Consider the following 14,814-nt stretch of genomic DNA (forward strand, 5'->3'; position numbering starts at 1 on the left):
GTGCGCCGGCGAACCGAAGGAGACAAACGCATGATCGTCTACGACCGGCTTTTCATCGGGGGCTCCTGGGCGGATCCGAGCGACCCGGCGCTCCTCGACCTCGCCTCGCCGCACGACCAGTCGGTGATCGGCCGGGCCGCCCAGGCGCGGCCGGCGGATGTGGACCGCGCGGTGGCCGCGGCACGGGCCTCGTTCGACACCGGAGTGTGGCGCGGCACCCCGCCGGCGCAGCGGATCGCGCTCCTGCGGCGGTTCAACGCGCTGCGCGAGGAGAACGCGGAAAAGGTCGCACATCTGATCTCGTCGGAGAACGGCTCGGCCCTCTGGTTCACCCGCGCGGGGCAGCCGGGCCTGACCCGGCAGGCGAACGCCTACCTGAAGGCTGCGGAGGAGTTCGCCTGGGAGGAGACGTCGGCGCCCTCCGACCCGGCGTCACCGGTCCGCAGCGTGGTGCGCCGTGAGGCGGTCGGTGTGGTTGCGGCCGTGATCCCGTGGAACTCGCCCTTCTCCTCGGCCACTTCGAAGATCATCCCGGCGCTGGTCGCCGGCAACTCGGTGGTCCTCAAGGTGTCTCCGGAGAACTCGCTGAGCATGGGCTTCCTGGCCGAGCTGCTCGAGCGCGTCGGCCTGCCCGAGGGTGTCGTCAGCGTCCTGCCCGCGGACCGGGAGACCAGCGAGTACCTGGTGTCGCACCCGGAGGTCGACAAGATCGCCTTCACCGGCTCGACCCGGGCCGGCCGCCGCATCGCCTCGATCGCGGGGAAGCAGCTCAAGCGGGTCAGCCTGGAGCTGGGCGGCAAGTCCGCCGCCGTCATCCTGCCGGACGCCGACGTCGACGAGGCCGTCGCGGGCCTGAAGTTCGGCTCCCTGCTCAACAACGGCGAGTCGTGCATCGCGCAGACCAGGATCCTCGCGCCGCGCAGCCGGTACGAGGAGGTCGTCGCGGCGCTGAAGGAACTGGTCGAGTCCTTGAAGGTGGGCGACCCGAACGACCCCGGCACCTTCATCGGCCCCATGATCCGGCCCGACCAGCAGCAGCGGGTGCGCACCTACATCCAGCTCGGCATCGAGGAGGGAGCCCGCCTGGTCACGGGCGGCCCGCAGATCCCCGACGGCCTGGAGAAGGGCAACTACGTCACCCCCACCGTCTTCGCCGACGTCGACAACTCGATGCGCATCGCGCAGGAGGAGATCTTCGGCCCGGTCCTGGTCGTCATCGCGTACGACGACGAGGACGAAGCCGTGCGGATCGCCAACGACTCCCCGTACGGCCTGTCCGGCGGCGTCTGGTCCTCCGACGAGGAGCACGCCCTGGAGATCGCCCGCCGCATCCGCACCGGGACCGTCACGGTCAACGGCGCTCCGGTCGCCTTCGACGGCCCGTTCGGCGGCTTCAAGGCCAGCGGCATCGGCCGCGAGTACGGCGCGGTGGGCCTCGGGACCTACACCGAGTACAAGACCATCACCATCTGACGGCCGTCGGCCCATCCGGCGCCACACGTGTGCACACCTCCTCGACCGTCACTCTCGTGACGGGTGACGGGTCGGGGGTGCCGGCAGATCTACGAATGGAGTACGGGCCATGAACGAGGAACTCGCGGCGGACGCCGCCGCGGCAGCGGCGCGGCACGCACGCTACGGCAGGCTCCCCGAGCGCGTTCACTTCGAGGACATGACCGAAGAGGTGGAGGCCGCGCCGGGCAGGATCGGTGCCTCGTACGACCCCGAGGGCTCGTGGAAGCACTACTCGTGCCTCGCCCTGGATCTGGGGCTGTAGACAGCCCTCGGCTTGCCCCGCCTCCCCGGTCCCGGCCGGGCCTCACCACGGCGCACGTGAGGGAGCGCTGCTTCCCGTGACGCCGGATGCGGCGCCCGCCCGGACAGCCGGGGCGGGGCCGCGCAAGCCTGGTTCGCGCACTCCTCGATGTGGGCGGTGGTGCGCATGGCGCCCGTACCGGGGACTATCCGCGGACGTGGCCGGACGCATGGCCCGTCAGACGGGCACACCTGTCGCCGCCGGGTCAGCTTCCGGCCGCGACGGGCGCCGTCTTCTTGCGGGCCCGGTAGGCCGCCGCCTTGATCTTGTTGCCGCAGGACTCCATGCCGCACCACTGCCGCCGCATGCCCCGCGAGCGGTCGATGTAGACGCGCGTGCACTCGGGGTTGCCGCACTCCTTCAGCAGCGGGACGTCCGGGCCGCTGAGGAGTTCGACGGCCTGCCGGGCGACGGTGGCCAGGGCCTGTGCGGGCGTCGCGTCGGTGTGCCGGCCCGCCAGGGTGAGCTGGGGCGTCGCCGGGACCTGGCGCGCGGCGGCGTTGACCACCGCGAGGGCCTCCCGGTCGAATTCCTCGCCGAGGCGGCGGTTGGTGATGAGCCGGTAGACGGCCTCGCGCACCGCGATCGCCTCCCGGACGTCGCTCTCCTCGCCGGGCATGATCGTGTCCACGAGCCCGGACTCCAGGTACCAGGCGGTGAGCCGGTCCGGCGTCACGAACATCTCGAACCGGATCGAGCGCCGGGCGCGCAGCGTGGCCGCGAAGTCGAGCACCGGGTGCCCGCACACGAAGACGTGGTCAAGATTCACATCACCATCTTGACAGGTGACTGCAATCAGACGCAAGACTCGTCGCTGCTGCAGCCGGCGCCGTCGCAGCTCAACCGGACGGACCGTCGCCCCGCCCTCCCGCTGCCCCTGTCACGCCTCCAGCCGCAGCTGACGGCCCTGCCACCGGCGACGCAGCCAGCGGTCGTGGCTCGCTACCACGATCGCGCCGGGGCCGCTGCCCAGCGCCGCCTCCAACTCGTCGCACAGACGCGGCGAGAGGTGGTTCGTGGGCTCGTCGAGCAGCAGCAACTGGGGCGGCCGGGCCATCAGCAGGGCCAGCGCCAGCCGGCGGCGCTGCCCCACCGACACCTGCCCGACCGGCTTGTCCAGCTCCGCCTCGGCCAGCAGACCGAGGCTGACCAGCGGCACCCTCTCGGACCGCTCCGGTCCCAGCGCCAGCGCGTACGTGGCCCGGACCGTGCGGTCGGGCCGGTCGAACACGGTGTCCTGGGTGAGCAGCCCCACCGTCAGCCCGCGCCGCCTGCGTACCTCACCCTCGGCCACAAGGCGTCCGGCGAGCACCGCAAGCAGGGTCGACTTGCCCGCCCCGTTGCCCCCGGTGACCAGCAGCCGCTCGGCCGCCGACACGTCCAGGCCGGAGAGCGCGAGCCGCCCCGGCACCCGTACGTCCCGGAGGGAGACCACGGGGCCCGGGCCGTCCTGCGCCCGCGCAGCCAGCTGTGGCGCCGCGAACCGCAGCGGGGGCGGCGGCTCGGCAACCCGGGTGCGCTCCAGCTCCTCGAGCCGCCGGCTCGCGTTGCGCACCCGGCGGGAGACCTGGCTCTGCACGCGGCCCGAACGGTGGCCGTAGCCCATCTTCTCGTTGTCGCGCGGCCCCCGGTCCGGTGCGACCCGGTGCGCGGTCACCCTCGCCGCGTGCCTCAGCTCCTCCAGTTCCTCCTGCTCCTCGGCGTACCGGCGCTCCCAGCGCTCCCGTTCGGCGCGCTTCTCGCTCACGTAGGCGCTGTAGTTGCCGCCGTAGCGGACCGGGCCGTCCACCGCCGGATCGAGGTCGATCAGGTCGGTGCACACGGCGTCGAGGAACGCCCGGTCGTGGCTGGCGACGACCACGGCCCCGGGCAGGCCGCGCAGTTGCTCCTCCAGGAAGGCGGCAGCGCCGTCGTCGAGGTGGTTGGTCGGCTCGTCGAGCAGCAGCGCCGACGGCCGCCGGACGAGAAGGGCCGCCAGGGCCAGCCGGCCGCGCTGCCCGCCGGACAGCGAGCCGAGCGTCCGGTCGGGGGCGAGCGCGTCGAGACCCAGCCCTCCCAGCACCAGGGCCGCCCGGCGGTCGGCGTCCCAGGACTCCCGGTCCTGCGCCTGCTCCAGCCGCCTGCCGTAAGCGTCGAGCAGGTCGGGGTGGCCCGGGTCGTCCTCCGGGACCCGGGCCAGTTCCTCGCTGAGCCGTTCGAGCTGTTCGAGGTCCTCGCGGGCCTCGCGCAGCGCCTCGTCCAGCACCGCGGCGATGGTGGACTCGGTGTCGAAGGGCATCTCCTGGTGCAGGAAGCCGAGGTCGGCCGGGCGCGAGACGCTGCCGGCGTCGGGTTCGTCCACACCGGCCAGCACGCGCAGCAGGGTGGACTTGCCGGCGCCGTTCTCCCCGATCAGGCCGATGCGGTGGCCGGGTGACGCGGTCAGGGACACGCCGTCGAGGACGCGGCGCCCGTCCAGGTTGCGGACGAGGTCATGGGCGAGCAGAGCGGGATGGGGCACAGGGAACCCTCCAAGGTGATCGGTGGTCCGCCCGCCGGGCACGGGGCCTCGGACACGGGCCGCTGCACACGCCGGCGGCTCACACCGCGGGGACTCCCGTCGTCTCGAGCGTTCCGTCGGCCAGCCGGAGCCAGCGGTTCACCCTGATCTCCGCGAGGAACCGCTCGTCGTGGCTGACCACCATGAACGCGCCCCGGTAGGAGTTGAGCGCGCTCTCCAGCTGGCCCACGCTGACCAGGTCGAGGTTGTTGGTCGGCTCGTCGAGCAGCAGCAGCTGCGGGGCCGGTTCAGCGCACAGCACGCAGGCCAGGGTGGCACGCAGCCGTTCGCCGCCGGAGAGCACGCCGACGGGCAGGTGCGCCCGGGGACCGCGGAACAGGAAGCGCGCGAGCAGGTTCATCCGCTCCGCCTCGGGCCGCTCGGGCGCGAACGCGGCGAAGTTCTCCGCCACGGTGCGGTCCAGGTCCAGCAGGTCCAGGCGCTGCGAGAGATAGGCGATGCGGCCGTCGCCGCGCCTGATCTCCCCGCCGGCCGGAACCAGTTCGCCGGTGATCAGCCGCAGCAGGGTGGTCTTGCCGGCGCCGTTGGGCCCGGTCAGTGCGATGCGCTCGGGTCCGCGTACGGAGAGGTCGACGCCGTCCTCGGTGAACAGGTCCTTCCCGTCGTGCCGGACCCGCATCCCCTCGCCGAGGAAGAGGTTACGTCCGGCGGGCACCTGGGTGTCGGGCAGGTCCAGGGTGATGCGCTGCTCCTCGCGCAACGCGCGCCCGGCCTCGTCGAGGCGGGCCTTGGCCTCGCCGACCCGGGAGGCGTGCATCTGGCCGGCCCGGCCCGCGGACTCCTGCGCGCCGCGCTTCATGTTGCCGGCGAAGATGCGCGGCAGCCCGGCGTTCTTGAGGTTGCGGGCGGCGTTGCTCGCGCGGCGCTCGGCGCGTTCGCGGGCCTGCTGCAGCTCCCTTTTCTCCCGCTTCAGCTCCTGCTCGGCGTTGCGGACGTTCTTCTCGGCGACCTCCTGCTCGGCGCGCACGATCTGCTCGTACGCGGTGAAGTTGCCGCCGTGGAAACGCAGTTGTTCGCCGCCGAGCTCGGCGATGCTGTCCATGCGGTCGAGCAGGGCGCGGTCGTGGGCGACCAGCAGCAACAGGCCCTTGAAGTCCGTCAGCACGTCGTACAGCTTGTGCCGGGCGTCCCGGTCGAGGTTGTTGGTCGGTTCGTCGAGGAGCAGGACGTCCGGGCGCTTGAGCAGTTGTGCGGCGAGGCCGAGCGAGACGGCCTGGCCGCCGCTGAGCGTGCTCAGGCTGCGGTCCAGGGCGAGGCCGGCCAGCCCGAGACGGTCGAGCTGGGCGCGGGTGCGCTCCTCGATGTCCCAGTCGTCGCCGATGGTGGTGAAGTGCTCCTCACTCACGTCCCCGGACTCGACGGCGTCCAGGGCACGGATCACCGCGGCGACGCCGAGCACCTCGGCGACAGTGACGTCACCGGTCAGGGGGAGGCTCTGCGGCAGATAGCCGAGCGTGCCACTGACGGACACCGAGCCGGTGACGGGCCGCAGTTGGCCGGCGATCAGCTTGAGCAGGGTGCTCTTGCCGGAGCCGTTGGGGGCGACCAGGCCCGTGCGGCCAGTGGTCACGGTGAAGGACAGGTCGTGGAAGACCGGGGTGTCGTCGGGCCAGGCGAACGACAGGTTCGAGCAGACGATGGTGGCGTCAGACATGGAAGCGACCTTGAGAGGGCTGGGGGCGAAGACAGCTCCGCCCCGGGCAGACGGGGGGAAAGGGGGTACGACGAACCGGCCACTTCGGCGGCGCTTCTTCAGCGCGTCCGGTGGCCGTCAGATCCGGATCTCACCCGGAGATGTCGTCGTCACCCACCACGTCTGCGACTCCTCGATACACGGTCTACGTCACGGGCAGCTTAACAGGCCGCCGGGCGCACTCACTTGCCCCCTCTGCCCCCGTGGGCCCGCCGCACCCGACAGACGTGTTGACAGCCCGATCACACCCATGCCAGCATCGTCACCAGTTAAACCGGTGACGACTTGGGCGATGGCCGGCCGTGTTCACACGTTCGGGTGAAGGAGCGCAGCGACCATGGCAGGAGGAACGTCGAAACGAGCGGCTGAGGGGAGCGCCGGCACGGCGAGCCGCCGTCGACGGGTGACTCGACGGCGCGGAGCACCGGCACGGCGAGGCAGCCTGGATTCCCCGGGCGCGTCCGCCGCTTCAGCACCGCCTGGCACATGGTCGTGCGCAGACTCAACCGCTGCGCGGCTCACCCCGGGCAGCGGCTGAACGCCGCCCGCCGGCGCGCCACCGCCCGAGGCCCGTCCGGCCGGCGAGTTCAACGCGAGCCAGAAGACCTACACGGGCTACCTCGCAGGCGCCCTGCTGGTGATGCCCTTCACCGGCCTGCTGATGCGGTTCGTGGAACTGCCGCCCCGCCTCTCCCGCACCAGCGCGATTTCGTTCATGACCTGACACGTACTCCTTGATTGGGGAAACACCATGAGACGACGACTTCTGACTGTCCTCGCGACCGGCGTACCGCTGATGACGGCGGCGGTGTACCTGCCGACAGCGTCCGCGCAGCCGCAGCGTGGCCCCGCCTTCGCCTCCACCGCGCCCACGTGCTCCCCGCCATCCGTCAAGGCGCCGGCCGGCACCATGGTGGCGAACGTGACGGCGGTACGGCACGCGGCGGGCACCGTGGACGTGCCCGCGGTCTGGCCGCTGCCCGGAAACCACGTCGACGACGTCCCGGCGTTCTGCGATGTGACGGTCACGCTGACCCACCCGGGAGCGGGTGACCACGCCAAGGTCCGGATATGGCTGCCCCTGCAGGGCTGGAACGGCCGGCTGCAGACGATCGGCGGCAGCGCCTACGCCGCCGGCGACTACGGCAAGGACCTGGCCAACGCGGTCAAGAACGGCTACGCCGCCGCGACCACAGACGCCGGCGTCAGCACCTACCTCGACACCGGTTGGGCCCTGAACAGCGACGGCCAGGTCAATGCGGCGCTGCTGAAGAACTTCGCCAGTCGCTCCGAGCACGAGGCGGCGTTGATCGCCAAGGAGGTCATCGGCCGCTTCTACGGCAGGCCCGCTTCCTATGCGTACTTCAACGGCTGCTCCACCGGCGGACGCCAGGGCTACATGGAGGCCCAGCGCTATCCCGAGGACTACGACGGCATCCTGGCCAACGCGCCCGCCGTCAACTGGGACGAGTTCGAGGTTGCCACCCTGTGGCCGCAGGTGGTCATGAACCAGGAGAAGACCTATCCGACCCCCTGCGAGCTGGACGCCTTCACGAACGCCGCCGTCAAGGCCTGCGACCCGCTCGACGGCGCCGAGGACGGCCTGATCGACGCCCCCGAGCGGTGCGGCTTCGACCCGCGCAGCCTGATCGGCACCAAGGTGCTGTGCGCAGGCCGGGAGTTGACCATCACGGCGGCCGACGCGGCCGTGGTGGGCAAGATCTGGGACGGCCCGCGCACCACGTCCGGCCGGAAGCTGTGGTCCGGCGTCCCGGTCGGCGCCGCCCTGCCCGGCCTGGCCGGCACCACCGAGCCCGACGCCGAGGGCAACGTCAAGGGAGCGCCGTTCCCCGTGCCCGCCGCCTGGATCGCCACGTGGCTCAAGAAGCAGCCGTCCTTCGACGTCTCCACCATCACCTACAGCCAGTTCACCCAGTTGTTCAAGCAGTCCCAGGCCGAGTACGACCGCATCATCGGCACCGACGACCCCGACCTGTCCGCCTTCCGCAACTCCGGTGGCAAGCTCCTGACCTGGCACGGCCAGGCCGACCAGTACATCCCCACCCAGGGCACCGTGGAGTACCGCGAGCAGGTCGAGCGGAAGATGGGCGGCGCCAAGAAGGTCGACGGCTTCTACCGCCTCTTCCTCGCCCCGGGCACGCCGCACTGCGGCCTCAACAACGGCAGCGGCGCTGCCGTCGACGACCTCGGTGCGCTGAGGACCTGGGTGGAACACGGCAAGGCACCCCGGACCCTGCCCGCTGCCCTGCGCAACGCCTCCGGCGGACAGATCACCCGCAACCTGTGCAGCTATCCGCAGGTGTCCCGCTACGACGGCCACGGCGACCCGACCTCCGCCTCCAGCTTCCACTGCGTGTCCCCGGACCACCACTGACCGAACCCCTGGCAGCCCCCCGCCCCGTCCCGGCCCGCGCCCTTTCGTCGCGAGCCGGGACGTTCGTCCGACGGCGGGCGGTCGTCGGGCACCGCGGCACGCCGACGGAGCATTCCGCGCGGCGTCTGAGGTGCCCCCATCACCCGTATACCGCTGCAGGCGCGCAATGACCCCCAGGCGTCACCACCCTGACGGGTGATGAACCGATGGGCAAGTCACCCGGACGCCGTCGGCCCGTCGAGCAGATCCATGAGGAAACCGTCCCAGTTCAGATCATCCAGCTCCGCCTCGGCCGGGACGACCCGATACGTGGCCTCGAGCCACTCGGCCAACGGCGCCGTCGGCACCTCGAACAGAGCCTCCGTCTCCGGTGACTCCAGGAGCAGCCAGGAAGACGGCCGCTCGCCGGGCAGCGTCGGCCACATCCGTATCTCGCCGTTGCCGCTCATCGATGTCAGACCGCCGTGGAGCAGCTCACGGCCGATACGCCACACGAGACTCGGGCCACGCTCCGCGAGAAACTCGACCGTGACCACCGCGGGCACGGCCACGTCGAAACGGAACGTGGCCCGCATCGGCAGCCGGGTGAATTCATCGAGCATCTGGACCAGTTCCAGACACAGCGACGGCACCTGCTCGCGAACCGAACACACCGGCAGCTGCGGCTGATCAGAATGCATGACGGGAGTTCCCCTCCGTAGGACGAAGCCTGCGCCGACAACTCTTCGGCAGGGGTCCAGACGCGCACATCGGTCACTTGACGGTCGAAGAAGACAGTGGGCGAAAGGGGTTGTCAGCGTGTCTGATATCGCCGCGCCACACGTGCGCGAGCAGAAGGGGAAATTCCGCCACCGAAGCCCGGCGCCGCGCGGAACATGACGTAAGTCAACATGACCTAAGTCAACAGCGAACCCTTGTCTCCAGAGCCGCGTACCAGTCATCCCACGTCGCGCGGGCCGCGCCACGCCTTGCGGCGACAGTGCTGCGGGGGGCTCTGTCACTCGCGTTCGGGTGACCAGCGGTCCCCGCACGTATGCACAGTGGTCGAACCGTGGAACCGTCCGGCGCGGTGACCTCATGCCCTCATCGAGCGTGATGCGCTCACGGCACAGGGACCGGGCTCGGATCGGACCATGAGGCCCGGCACGGTCGGGCGAAGTGCGGGCAGGCAGAGTGACAGGGACGCGGGGCCGCCCGGAGCACCCGACTTTCAGGCCGGCGCGTTCTCGGCGATCCGGCCCTCGTCCAGGGGTCCCGTCCTCACCAGGACCCCGGTCTCGTCGGATCGGACAACGGCGAGGCCCTGGCCGGCCGAGGCGTCGGCCTGCGCCGGACTGGCCGTTCAGCTGTCCGGTTTGGTGGCGTGCAGGATGTGCAGTCCCCGCGGCCCGGGGGCCGCGTGCCGGACGTCCAGGCCGGCCTCGCGGCACTGGTTCGCCAACCAGGTCGGGTCGAGCCTGAGCTTCGGGTAGCTGCTGGTGCGCAGTTCCCAGCCACCGTCCGCGCCACGAAGGTGCAGCAGGTCGTGGACCTGCACGGTGTCGTCGTCGGTGTAGTCGAGGAAACAGGTGAGCAGCCGGTCGTCGGTGCCGCGCACGGGGATGAAGCGGTCGGTGCCCTGCACTTCCCGCGACAGGTCGCGGTAGGTGGCGAGGAACCGGCCGCCGGGGCGAAGGGCGGTGGCGACGTCGTGCAGAAGCCGGGAGACGTCCGCTTTGGAGGGCAGGTGAGGGAGGGTGTCGCCCATGCACACGATCACGGCGGCCTTCGCGGCGTCCAGCACCTGGGGAAGCGCCTGGCGGATGTCGCCGTGCACCGGCCGGATTGTTCCGGCGAGGCCCGCGTCGGCGGCGTGTGCGGTGAGTTCGTCGAGCAGCCGGGTGCTGGTGTCCACGGCGATCACCCGGGCATAGCCGTGGCGGGCCAGCGCCAGAGTCTGCGGGCCGGGGCCGCAGCCGAGATCGACCGCAATGTCCCCGCCGCCCTCGCCGGTGCCGACCGGCAGGCCCGCATCCGCCAGCAGTGCGGCCTGTCCGGAGGCCGCAGCCTCGATGTCGCCGCCGAGCATCCAGGTGTAGTGCTCGGCGAGCAGGCGCTCGTAGTGTTCCGCGGCGGTGGTCACGGCTGTGTCCCTTCGGTGCGGTCGCCGCTTGCCGTCGACTGTCCGGACAGGACCCAGGCGGCGAGGTCGGCGAGATAGACGTTGGTGAGCGAGGCGTCCAGGGCGGCGCCGAGCGCGGCCCGGTAGGTCGGCGTCGCCTCGGCGTAGCGCCGTCGGCCGGCCTCGGTGATGCTCGCGGCCACCGCCCGCCCGTCCGAGGGGGCGGCGGCCCGCACGGCCAGGTCCTGGCTCTCCAACCGGGCGACCAGCCGGGTGACGGTGCTGTCCTTGAGACCGATACGGTCCGCCAGTTCCCCCATACGCAATGCCGGCCCGCTGTCCGGCCGGGCCAGCGCGCACAGCGCGCGGTACTCCGACAACGGCAGCCCGTGCCGCCGCTGAAGCGTTTCGTCCAGGTGTTTTTCCACCCGGCCCAGCAGACGTACGGCCATGCACCAGCGGTCGTCCTGCTCGTCGTCGGCGGGCAGGGCATCGGGGACGGGCGGCGCGTTCATGCGGCGATACTATCTGCTTGCCCAAGCAAGTAAACCCGGATGATACGGAGCGGGAGCATGAGGGTACGCCGGCAGGGCGGTACGGGCATTGACGTGAGCGGAGTCGTCATCGATGCGACCGACCTCGACCTCCTCGCTCGCTTTTGGAGCAGCCTGCTCGGTCTGGACATCACCCGCCGGGAGGACGACTGGATCAGTCTGGGCCCGCAGCTGGCCCTGCAACGAGTCGCCGAACCCAAGACCGGCAAGAACCGCGTCCATCTCGACCTGGTCGCCGACGACTTCACCGCCGCCACTGCACGGGCCGCCGAACTCGGCGCCAGCGCTCAGGGCGGCCTCCGCGAGAACCTGTGGCAGGTGTGGCAGGACCCCGAAGGCAACGAGTTCTGCATCTGCCGATCGTGAGCCGTCCCGCTCGCACACGGCGACCCGGGGCGAGCGGGACGGATGCGGTGCGTCGCCCGACGCGTGATGTCCCGGCGGGACCGCCCGTCCTCACATCCCGGAGACACCACCACCGGTGAGGCCCGGAGCCAGCGCCGGGACCCAGAAGACGGCGACGGCCAGGGCGATCGAGACGATCCCCACGGCACGGGCCACCAGGCGGCCGGCCGGAGCCAGCTTCTCGACGGTGATCACCGCGGTCAGGACCACCATGGCCCACGGGTTCATCACACCGAACGCCGCCAGCAGCACCATCAGCGACCAGCAGCAGCCCAGGCAGAAGACCCCGTGGTGAGCTCCAGCACGCAGATCGCGTGAGGGCCCCGGGTACGAGGCGTAGCGCAGCACCAGCCCGATCGGCGAGCGGCACTTCGCCAGGCAGCGGTCTTTGAGGGGCGTGAGCTGGTAGACACCGCTGACAGCGAAGACGGCGGCGGCCACCGCGGTCCCCGCCGAGGTGTGGAGGCTCGCCGCCCGGCCCAGGCCGACGGCAAGCCCGTACGCCGGCAATCCGGCCGCGGCCCAGACCAGCAGGTAGGCGACCGTGAAAACGACCATGCGCGGCGCTCGGCGCACGATGATGGTGCGCGCGTACAACGCGGCGACGGGCGCCGTGGCAGGCAGCATCATCGCAGCTGTCATCAGCGTCCACACGGCCAGGAAAGCGGGCAGGCCCAGGCCCATGCTGCCGGGCATCGCCTGCATGCCGCCCCAGTGCGCCGCCACCCAGACCCAGGCGCCGGCCGCCGCGGCCAGCAGCAGTCCCGCGGGGCCCGCCCGGCGGCCGATGGTGACCAGCCGATGGGTCACGCGGACCACGTGAAGGGCGCCGAGTGTCCGTTGCCGCCGGTGAAGTCCCAGGACCGGCCGTGCACACCGTCGCCCGTCGCCCGGGTGGAGCGTGCGATCGTCAGCGTGCTGTTCGCCGGGTGGGACATGCCGGTCAGGCCCATGACCGGACCCTCCTCGCCGAACTGCGGGGCGACCTGGTCCTCGATCTCGATGTCGATGGCGTCGCCCACCCGCACGGCGTGGCGGCGGCCGTCGTCGCGGTAGTCGATGGGGACGCGCTCCACGCCGAGGACCTCACCGATGAGCGGTGTGAGCGCCGCCATCGGCCCGCCGGCCTGGCCGGAGAAGACCTTGCCCAGCGCCTCCGCCTGGCTGTCGTCGGCCGAGGCGTCGATGTACAGCGCCACCCGCCAGTCGCCCTCCGCCATCACCCGGGGCCCATCGATGAAGACGGCGACGCTGCGGTCGGAGACGTCCACGCCGTCCACGTTCCCGCTGTCCACATGGAACGCGAAGGTCACCTGGCAGCGCTCGTGGTCAGCCGGGGCGGCGAAACCCGAGGTGGTGCAGGGGCACACCACGTCACAGTTGCAGCTCTCCAGATACGTGCCGTTCAGATTCCAGGGCATGGTTATTCCTCCCTTCGTTGCGTCCCCCTCGGTGAACGCAATGCATCGGGAGAATCCGCTGGCATCCCGGTGCCGCGCGTCTCCAGGCTATTCCCGGCGCCCCCCGCAGCGCAGATCGCACAAGGGAACCGACACGCCTCGGCGCTGTGCCTCCGGCCCGGGGAGCGTGCATCCCGGGCAGGGGCGGCGGGGCCTGTCGGCTCCAGCAGGACCATGCCGGCAACGGTGCCTCCGACGTGCTGGCCGAGCTGCTCGGCCAGGTGCATGCCCGGGTGGAGGTCGCCGGCGCGGTCGAGCTGGACGTCGCAAGCGAAGGCCGCCTGGCCGAGGAACACGCCCGCCGACAGCAGGCGGCAGACCTCGAACACAACGTGAAGCTGCACCGCCTGATGCAGCTGCAGCGGGTGCTAGCCGACCCGAACCTGCGCCGGGTGTGGTGGATCGCCCGGTTTCCCGACCGCTTCAACGACCTCGAAGACCAGCGTTTCACTGACGAGCTCGTCACCGCTCATCACCGCCTGGCGCACCCCGCGGCAGCGTGAGGTCTTCGTCCAGGCCCTCGTTCCAACCCTCAGGGCTCTCGACCACCACGACCTAGCCACTGCACCTGTCCTCCGGCACCGTCCTCACGATCCCGGGAGCACACCGGTATGAAACTCCCGACCGCACGCTGGCTTTTGACGCCCCTGCGACAGCTGCGCACCCGCCAGCTCATGGCCCGGCACGGGCCGACCCTGCCGTATGACACCGCCTGGGCCCTGATCGCCCTGCACGGCGCACCGGACGAAACCGCCCTCGTACGCGCCTGGGCGCACGAGAACCACGGTGCAGCCCCCGGCGTCCACTACGACCACTGGCACACCCTCAGCACACCGGAACAACACCGCCGCCTCACATGGCTGCGACGGCACGGACGCTCCCCCATCCGGCTCCTGCAACTCGACGCCGGCCTCATGCACAGCACGGGACTCCACGTCCTCGGCTGGGGCCGCCCGCTGGACCCTGCCGAACAGCACAGCGCGCAGGCGTTGCGGTTGTCCCGTCCCGCCAGACGTTCTCCCTGTCACGCTTGATCTTGGTGGTTCGGCTGCCCTGGCACTTCACTACCGGGGGCGACCGCTTGTTACTCTTTCCGATCATGCGAGCCCTCTTCCCAGGATCCTTCGACCCGGTCACTCAAGGGCACCAGGACGTACTCCGGCGCGCTGCCCTCTTGTTCGACGAGGTCGTCGTGTGTGTGATGTTCAATGCGAACAAGACCGGCCGCTTCCCCATCACGCAACGGCTGGACCGGCTCCGCGCGGCAGCAGCTGACTTGAGCAACGTCACGGTCGACTCCCACACCGGCGGCCTGCTGGTCGACTACTGCCGCCGGGCGGGAATCGACGTCGTCATCCGCGGAGTCCGTGGCGTTCGCGACCTGGACTACGAAATGCCGATGGCCCGCATGAACCACGAACTGGCCGGAGTCGAAACGTTCTTCATCGCTGCCGACCCCACCCTGGCACACATCTCCTCCACCCTCGTCACCGCGATGGGTCAACAGGACCGTGTCCCCGAATGATGACTTGTGCGAGCCTCTTCCAGCAGCTGGGGGCGGCAGCGAGGGTTCCTGGGCGGACGAGCCGTCTGTCGCAGCAGAGGGCTGCAGCGAGGCCGGGGGAAGGCCAGGTAGTCAGGGCTGGGGGCGGCCTCCGATCGGGTCCCGGCGGCAGCTGATCGGCGGCATACGGTTCCGGGTCCGCACCGGGGCGCCATGGCGGAACGTGCCCGTCGAGTACGGGCCATGGGGCCGGATCTACGACCTGTTTCGCCGACGGCAGCGAGACGGCACCTGGCCCGGGGCTTCTCGCGGCATCGCGGGGCCCG

At 71.1% G+C, this 14,814-nt stretch carries 15 protein-coding genes and 1 pseudogene; 8 read left to right on the top strand and 8 right to left on the bottom strand.

Annotated features, from left to right (window positions below):
• Nucleotides 1-30: 30 nt before the first annotated feature.
• Nucleotides 31-1,473 (top strand): aldehyde dehydrogenase, encoded by a 1,443-nt coding sequence (locus K7G59_RS29510; protein WP_225839555.1) that lies wholly within the window; start codon nucleotides 31-33, stop codon nucleotides 1,471-1,473.
• 109 nt (nucleotides 1,474-1,582) lie between these two features.
• A complete protein-coding gene (locus K7G59_RS29515; protein ID WP_225839557.1) occupies nucleotides 1,583-1,777 on the top strand; it encodes a hypothetical protein in 195 nt (64 codons plus the stop codon).
• A 244-nt stretch (nucleotides 1,778-2,021) separates the two neighbouring features.
• On the opposite strand, the gene K7G59_RS29520 is transcribed toward K7G59_RS29515, so the two are convergent.
• From K7G59_RS29520 to K7G59_RS29530, 3 genes are all read right to left on the bottom strand, one after another.
• Entirely contained in the window at nucleotides 2,022-2,585 is a 564-nt protein-coding gene (locus tag K7G59_RS29520) for an ABATE domain-containing protein (protein WP_225839559.1), read from the bottom strand.
• A gap of 111 nt (nucleotides 2,586-2,696) precedes the next feature.
• The gene (locus tag K7G59_RS29525; RefSeq protein ID WP_225839561.1) at nucleotides 2,697-4,316 is read right to left on the bottom strand and encodes an ABC-F family ATP-binding cassette domain-containing protein; all 1,620 of its coding nucleotides are present in this window, start codon (nucleotides 4,314-4,316) and stop codon (nucleotides 2,697-2,699) included.
• A gap of 79 nt (nucleotides 4,317-4,395) precedes the next feature.
• Nucleotides 4,396-6,030, bottom strand: a complete 1,635-nt coding sequence (locus K7G59_RS29530) for an ABC-F family ATP-binding cassette domain-containing protein (protein ID WP_225839563.1) — start codon at nucleotides 6,028-6,030, stop codon at nucleotides 4,396-4,398.
• Nucleotides 6,031-6,820: 790 nt separating this feature from the next.
• On the opposite strand from K7G59_RS29530, the gene K7G59_RS29540 reads away from it, so the two are divergent.
• The gene (locus tag K7G59_RS29540) at nucleotides 6,821-8,464 is read left to right on the top strand and encodes a DUF6351 family protein (protein WP_225839564.1); all 1,644 of its coding nucleotides are present in this window, start codon (nucleotides 6,821-6,823) and stop codon (nucleotides 8,462-8,464) included.
• Between the two features lie 215 nt (nucleotides 8,465-8,679).
• On the opposite strand, the gene K7G59_RS29545 is transcribed toward K7G59_RS29540, so the two are convergent.
• The 3 genes from K7G59_RS29545 to K7G59_RS29555 form a co-directional block, all read right to left on the bottom strand.
• Nucleotides 8,680-9,144 (bottom strand): SsgA family sporulation/cell division regulator, encoded by a 465-nt coding sequence (locus tag K7G59_RS29545; RefSeq protein WP_225839566.1) that lies wholly within the window; start codon nucleotides 9,142-9,144, stop codon nucleotides 8,680-8,682.
• Nucleotides 9,145-9,806: 662 nt separating this feature from the next.
• Complete coding sequence (locus K7G59_RS29550; RefSeq protein ID WP_225839567.1) at nucleotides 9,807-10,586, bottom strand: class I SAM-dependent methyltransferase; 780 nt, start codon at nucleotides 10,584-10,586, stop codon at nucleotides 9,807-9,809.
• Nucleotides 10,583-11,080, bottom strand: a complete 498-nt coding sequence (locus K7G59_RS29555) for a MarR family winged helix-turn-helix transcriptional regulator (protein WP_225839569.1) — start codon at nucleotides 11,078-11,080, stop codon at nucleotides 10,583-10,585. Before K7G59_RS29555 ends, K7G59_RS29550 begins: the two co-directional genes overlap by 4 nt.
• Nucleotides 11,081-11,137: 57 nt before the next feature.
• On the opposite strand from K7G59_RS29555, the gene K7G59_RS29560 reads away from it, so the two are divergent.
• Nucleotides 11,138-11,485 (top strand): VOC family protein, encoded by a 348-nt coding sequence (locus K7G59_RS29560; protein ID WP_225839571.1) that lies wholly within the window; start codon nucleotides 11,138-11,140, stop codon nucleotides 11,483-11,485.
• 90 nt (nucleotides 11,486-11,575) lie between these two features.
• Here K7G59_RS29560 and K7G59_RS29565 read toward each other — a convergent pair whose 3' ends face one another.
• Nucleotides 11,576-12,334, bottom strand: a complete 759-nt coding sequence (locus K7G59_RS29565) for a DUF2182 domain-containing protein (RefSeq protein WP_225839573.1) — start codon at nucleotides 12,332-12,334, stop codon at nucleotides 11,576-11,578.
• On the bottom strand, nucleotides 12,331-12,945 hold the full coding sequence (locus K7G59_RS29570; protein ID WP_225839575.1) for a DUF1326 domain-containing protein: 615 nt from the start codon (nucleotides 12,943-12,945) through the stop codon (nucleotides 12,331-12,333). Before K7G59_RS29570 ends, K7G59_RS29565 begins: the two co-directional genes overlap by 4 nt.
• 236 nt (nucleotides 12,946-13,181) lie before the next feature.
• Between K7G59_RS29570 and K7G59_RS29575 the strand changes: the two genes are divergently transcribed.
• The 4 genes and pseudogenes from K7G59_RS29575 to K7G59_RS29590 all read left to right on the top strand — a co-directional run.
• On the top strand, nucleotides 13,182-13,487 hold the full coding sequence (locus K7G59_RS29575; RefSeq protein WP_225839577.1) for a hypothetical protein: 306 nt from the start codon (nucleotides 13,182-13,184) through the stop codon (nucleotides 13,485-13,487).
• 108 nt (nucleotides 13,488-13,595) lie between these two features.
• A complete protein-coding gene (locus K7G59_RS29580; RefSeq protein ID WP_225839579.1) occupies nucleotides 13,596-14,018 on the top strand; it encodes a hypothetical protein in 423 nt (140 codons plus the stop codon).
• Nucleotides 14,019-14,083: 65 nt separating this feature from the next.
• A complete protein-coding gene (coaD, locus tag K7G59_RS29585; protein ID WP_225839581.1) occupies nucleotides 14,084-14,509 on the top strand; it encodes a pantetheine-phosphate adenylyltransferase in 426 nt (141 codons plus the stop codon).
• A pseudogene (locus tag K7G59_RS29590) lies at nucleotides 14,496-14,771 on the top strand (transposase); the annotation flags it as partial. The gene coaD and the pseudogene K7G59_RS29590, both read left to right, overlap by 14 nt.
• Nucleotides 14,772-14,814 lie beyond the last annotated feature (43 nt).

The organism is Streptomyces sp. NK08204, assembly GCF_020400585.1.
Lineage (GTDB): Bacteria > Actinomycetota > Actinomycetes > Streptomycetales > Streptomycetaceae > Streptomyces.

What these genes read in the sequence shown, in the direction of transcription:
- K7G59_RS29580 (WP_225839579.1), top strand. Translation starts at nt 13,596, where the DNA reads ATGAAACTCCCGACCGCACGCTGGCTTTTGACGCCCCTGCGACAGCTG.
- K7G59_RS29560 (WP_225839571.1), top strand. Translation starts at nt 11,138, where the DNA reads ATGAGGGTACGCCGGCAGGGCGGTACGGGCATTGACGTGAGCGGAGTC.
- K7G59_RS29545 (WP_225839566.1), bottom strand. Translation starts at nt 9,144, where the DNA reads ATGCATTCTGATCAGCCGCAGCTGCCGGTGTGTTCGGTTCGCGAGCAG.
- K7G59_RS29515 (WP_225839557.1), top strand. Translation starts at nt 1,583, where the DNA reads ATGAACGAGGAACTCGCGGCGGACGCCGCCGCGGCAGCGGCGCGGCAC.
- coaD (WP_225839581.1), top strand. Translation starts at nt 14,084, where the DNA reads ATGCGAGCCCTCTTCCCAGGATCCTTCGACCCGGTCACTCAAGGGCAC.
- K7G59_RS29510 (WP_225839555.1), top strand. Translation starts at nt 31, where the DNA reads ATGATCGTCTACGACCGGCTTTTCATCGGGGGCTCCTGGGCGGATCCG.
- K7G59_RS29555 (WP_225839569.1), bottom strand. Translation starts at nt 11,080, where the DNA reads ATGAACGCGCCGCCCGTCCCCGATGCCCTGCCCGCCGACGACGAGCAG.
- K7G59_RS29530 (WP_225839563.1), bottom strand. Translation starts at nt 6,030, where the DNA reads ATGTCTGACGCCACCATCGTCTGCTCGAACCTGTCGTTCGCCTGGCCC.
- K7G59_RS29540 (WP_225839564.1), top strand. Translation starts at nt 6,821, where the DNA reads ATGAGACGACGACTTCTGACTGTCCTCGCGACCGGCGTACCGCTGATG.
- K7G59_RS29570 (WP_225839575.1), bottom strand. Translation starts at nt 12,945, where the DNA reads ATGCCCTGGAATCTGAACGGCACGTATCTGGAGAGCTGCAACTGTGAC.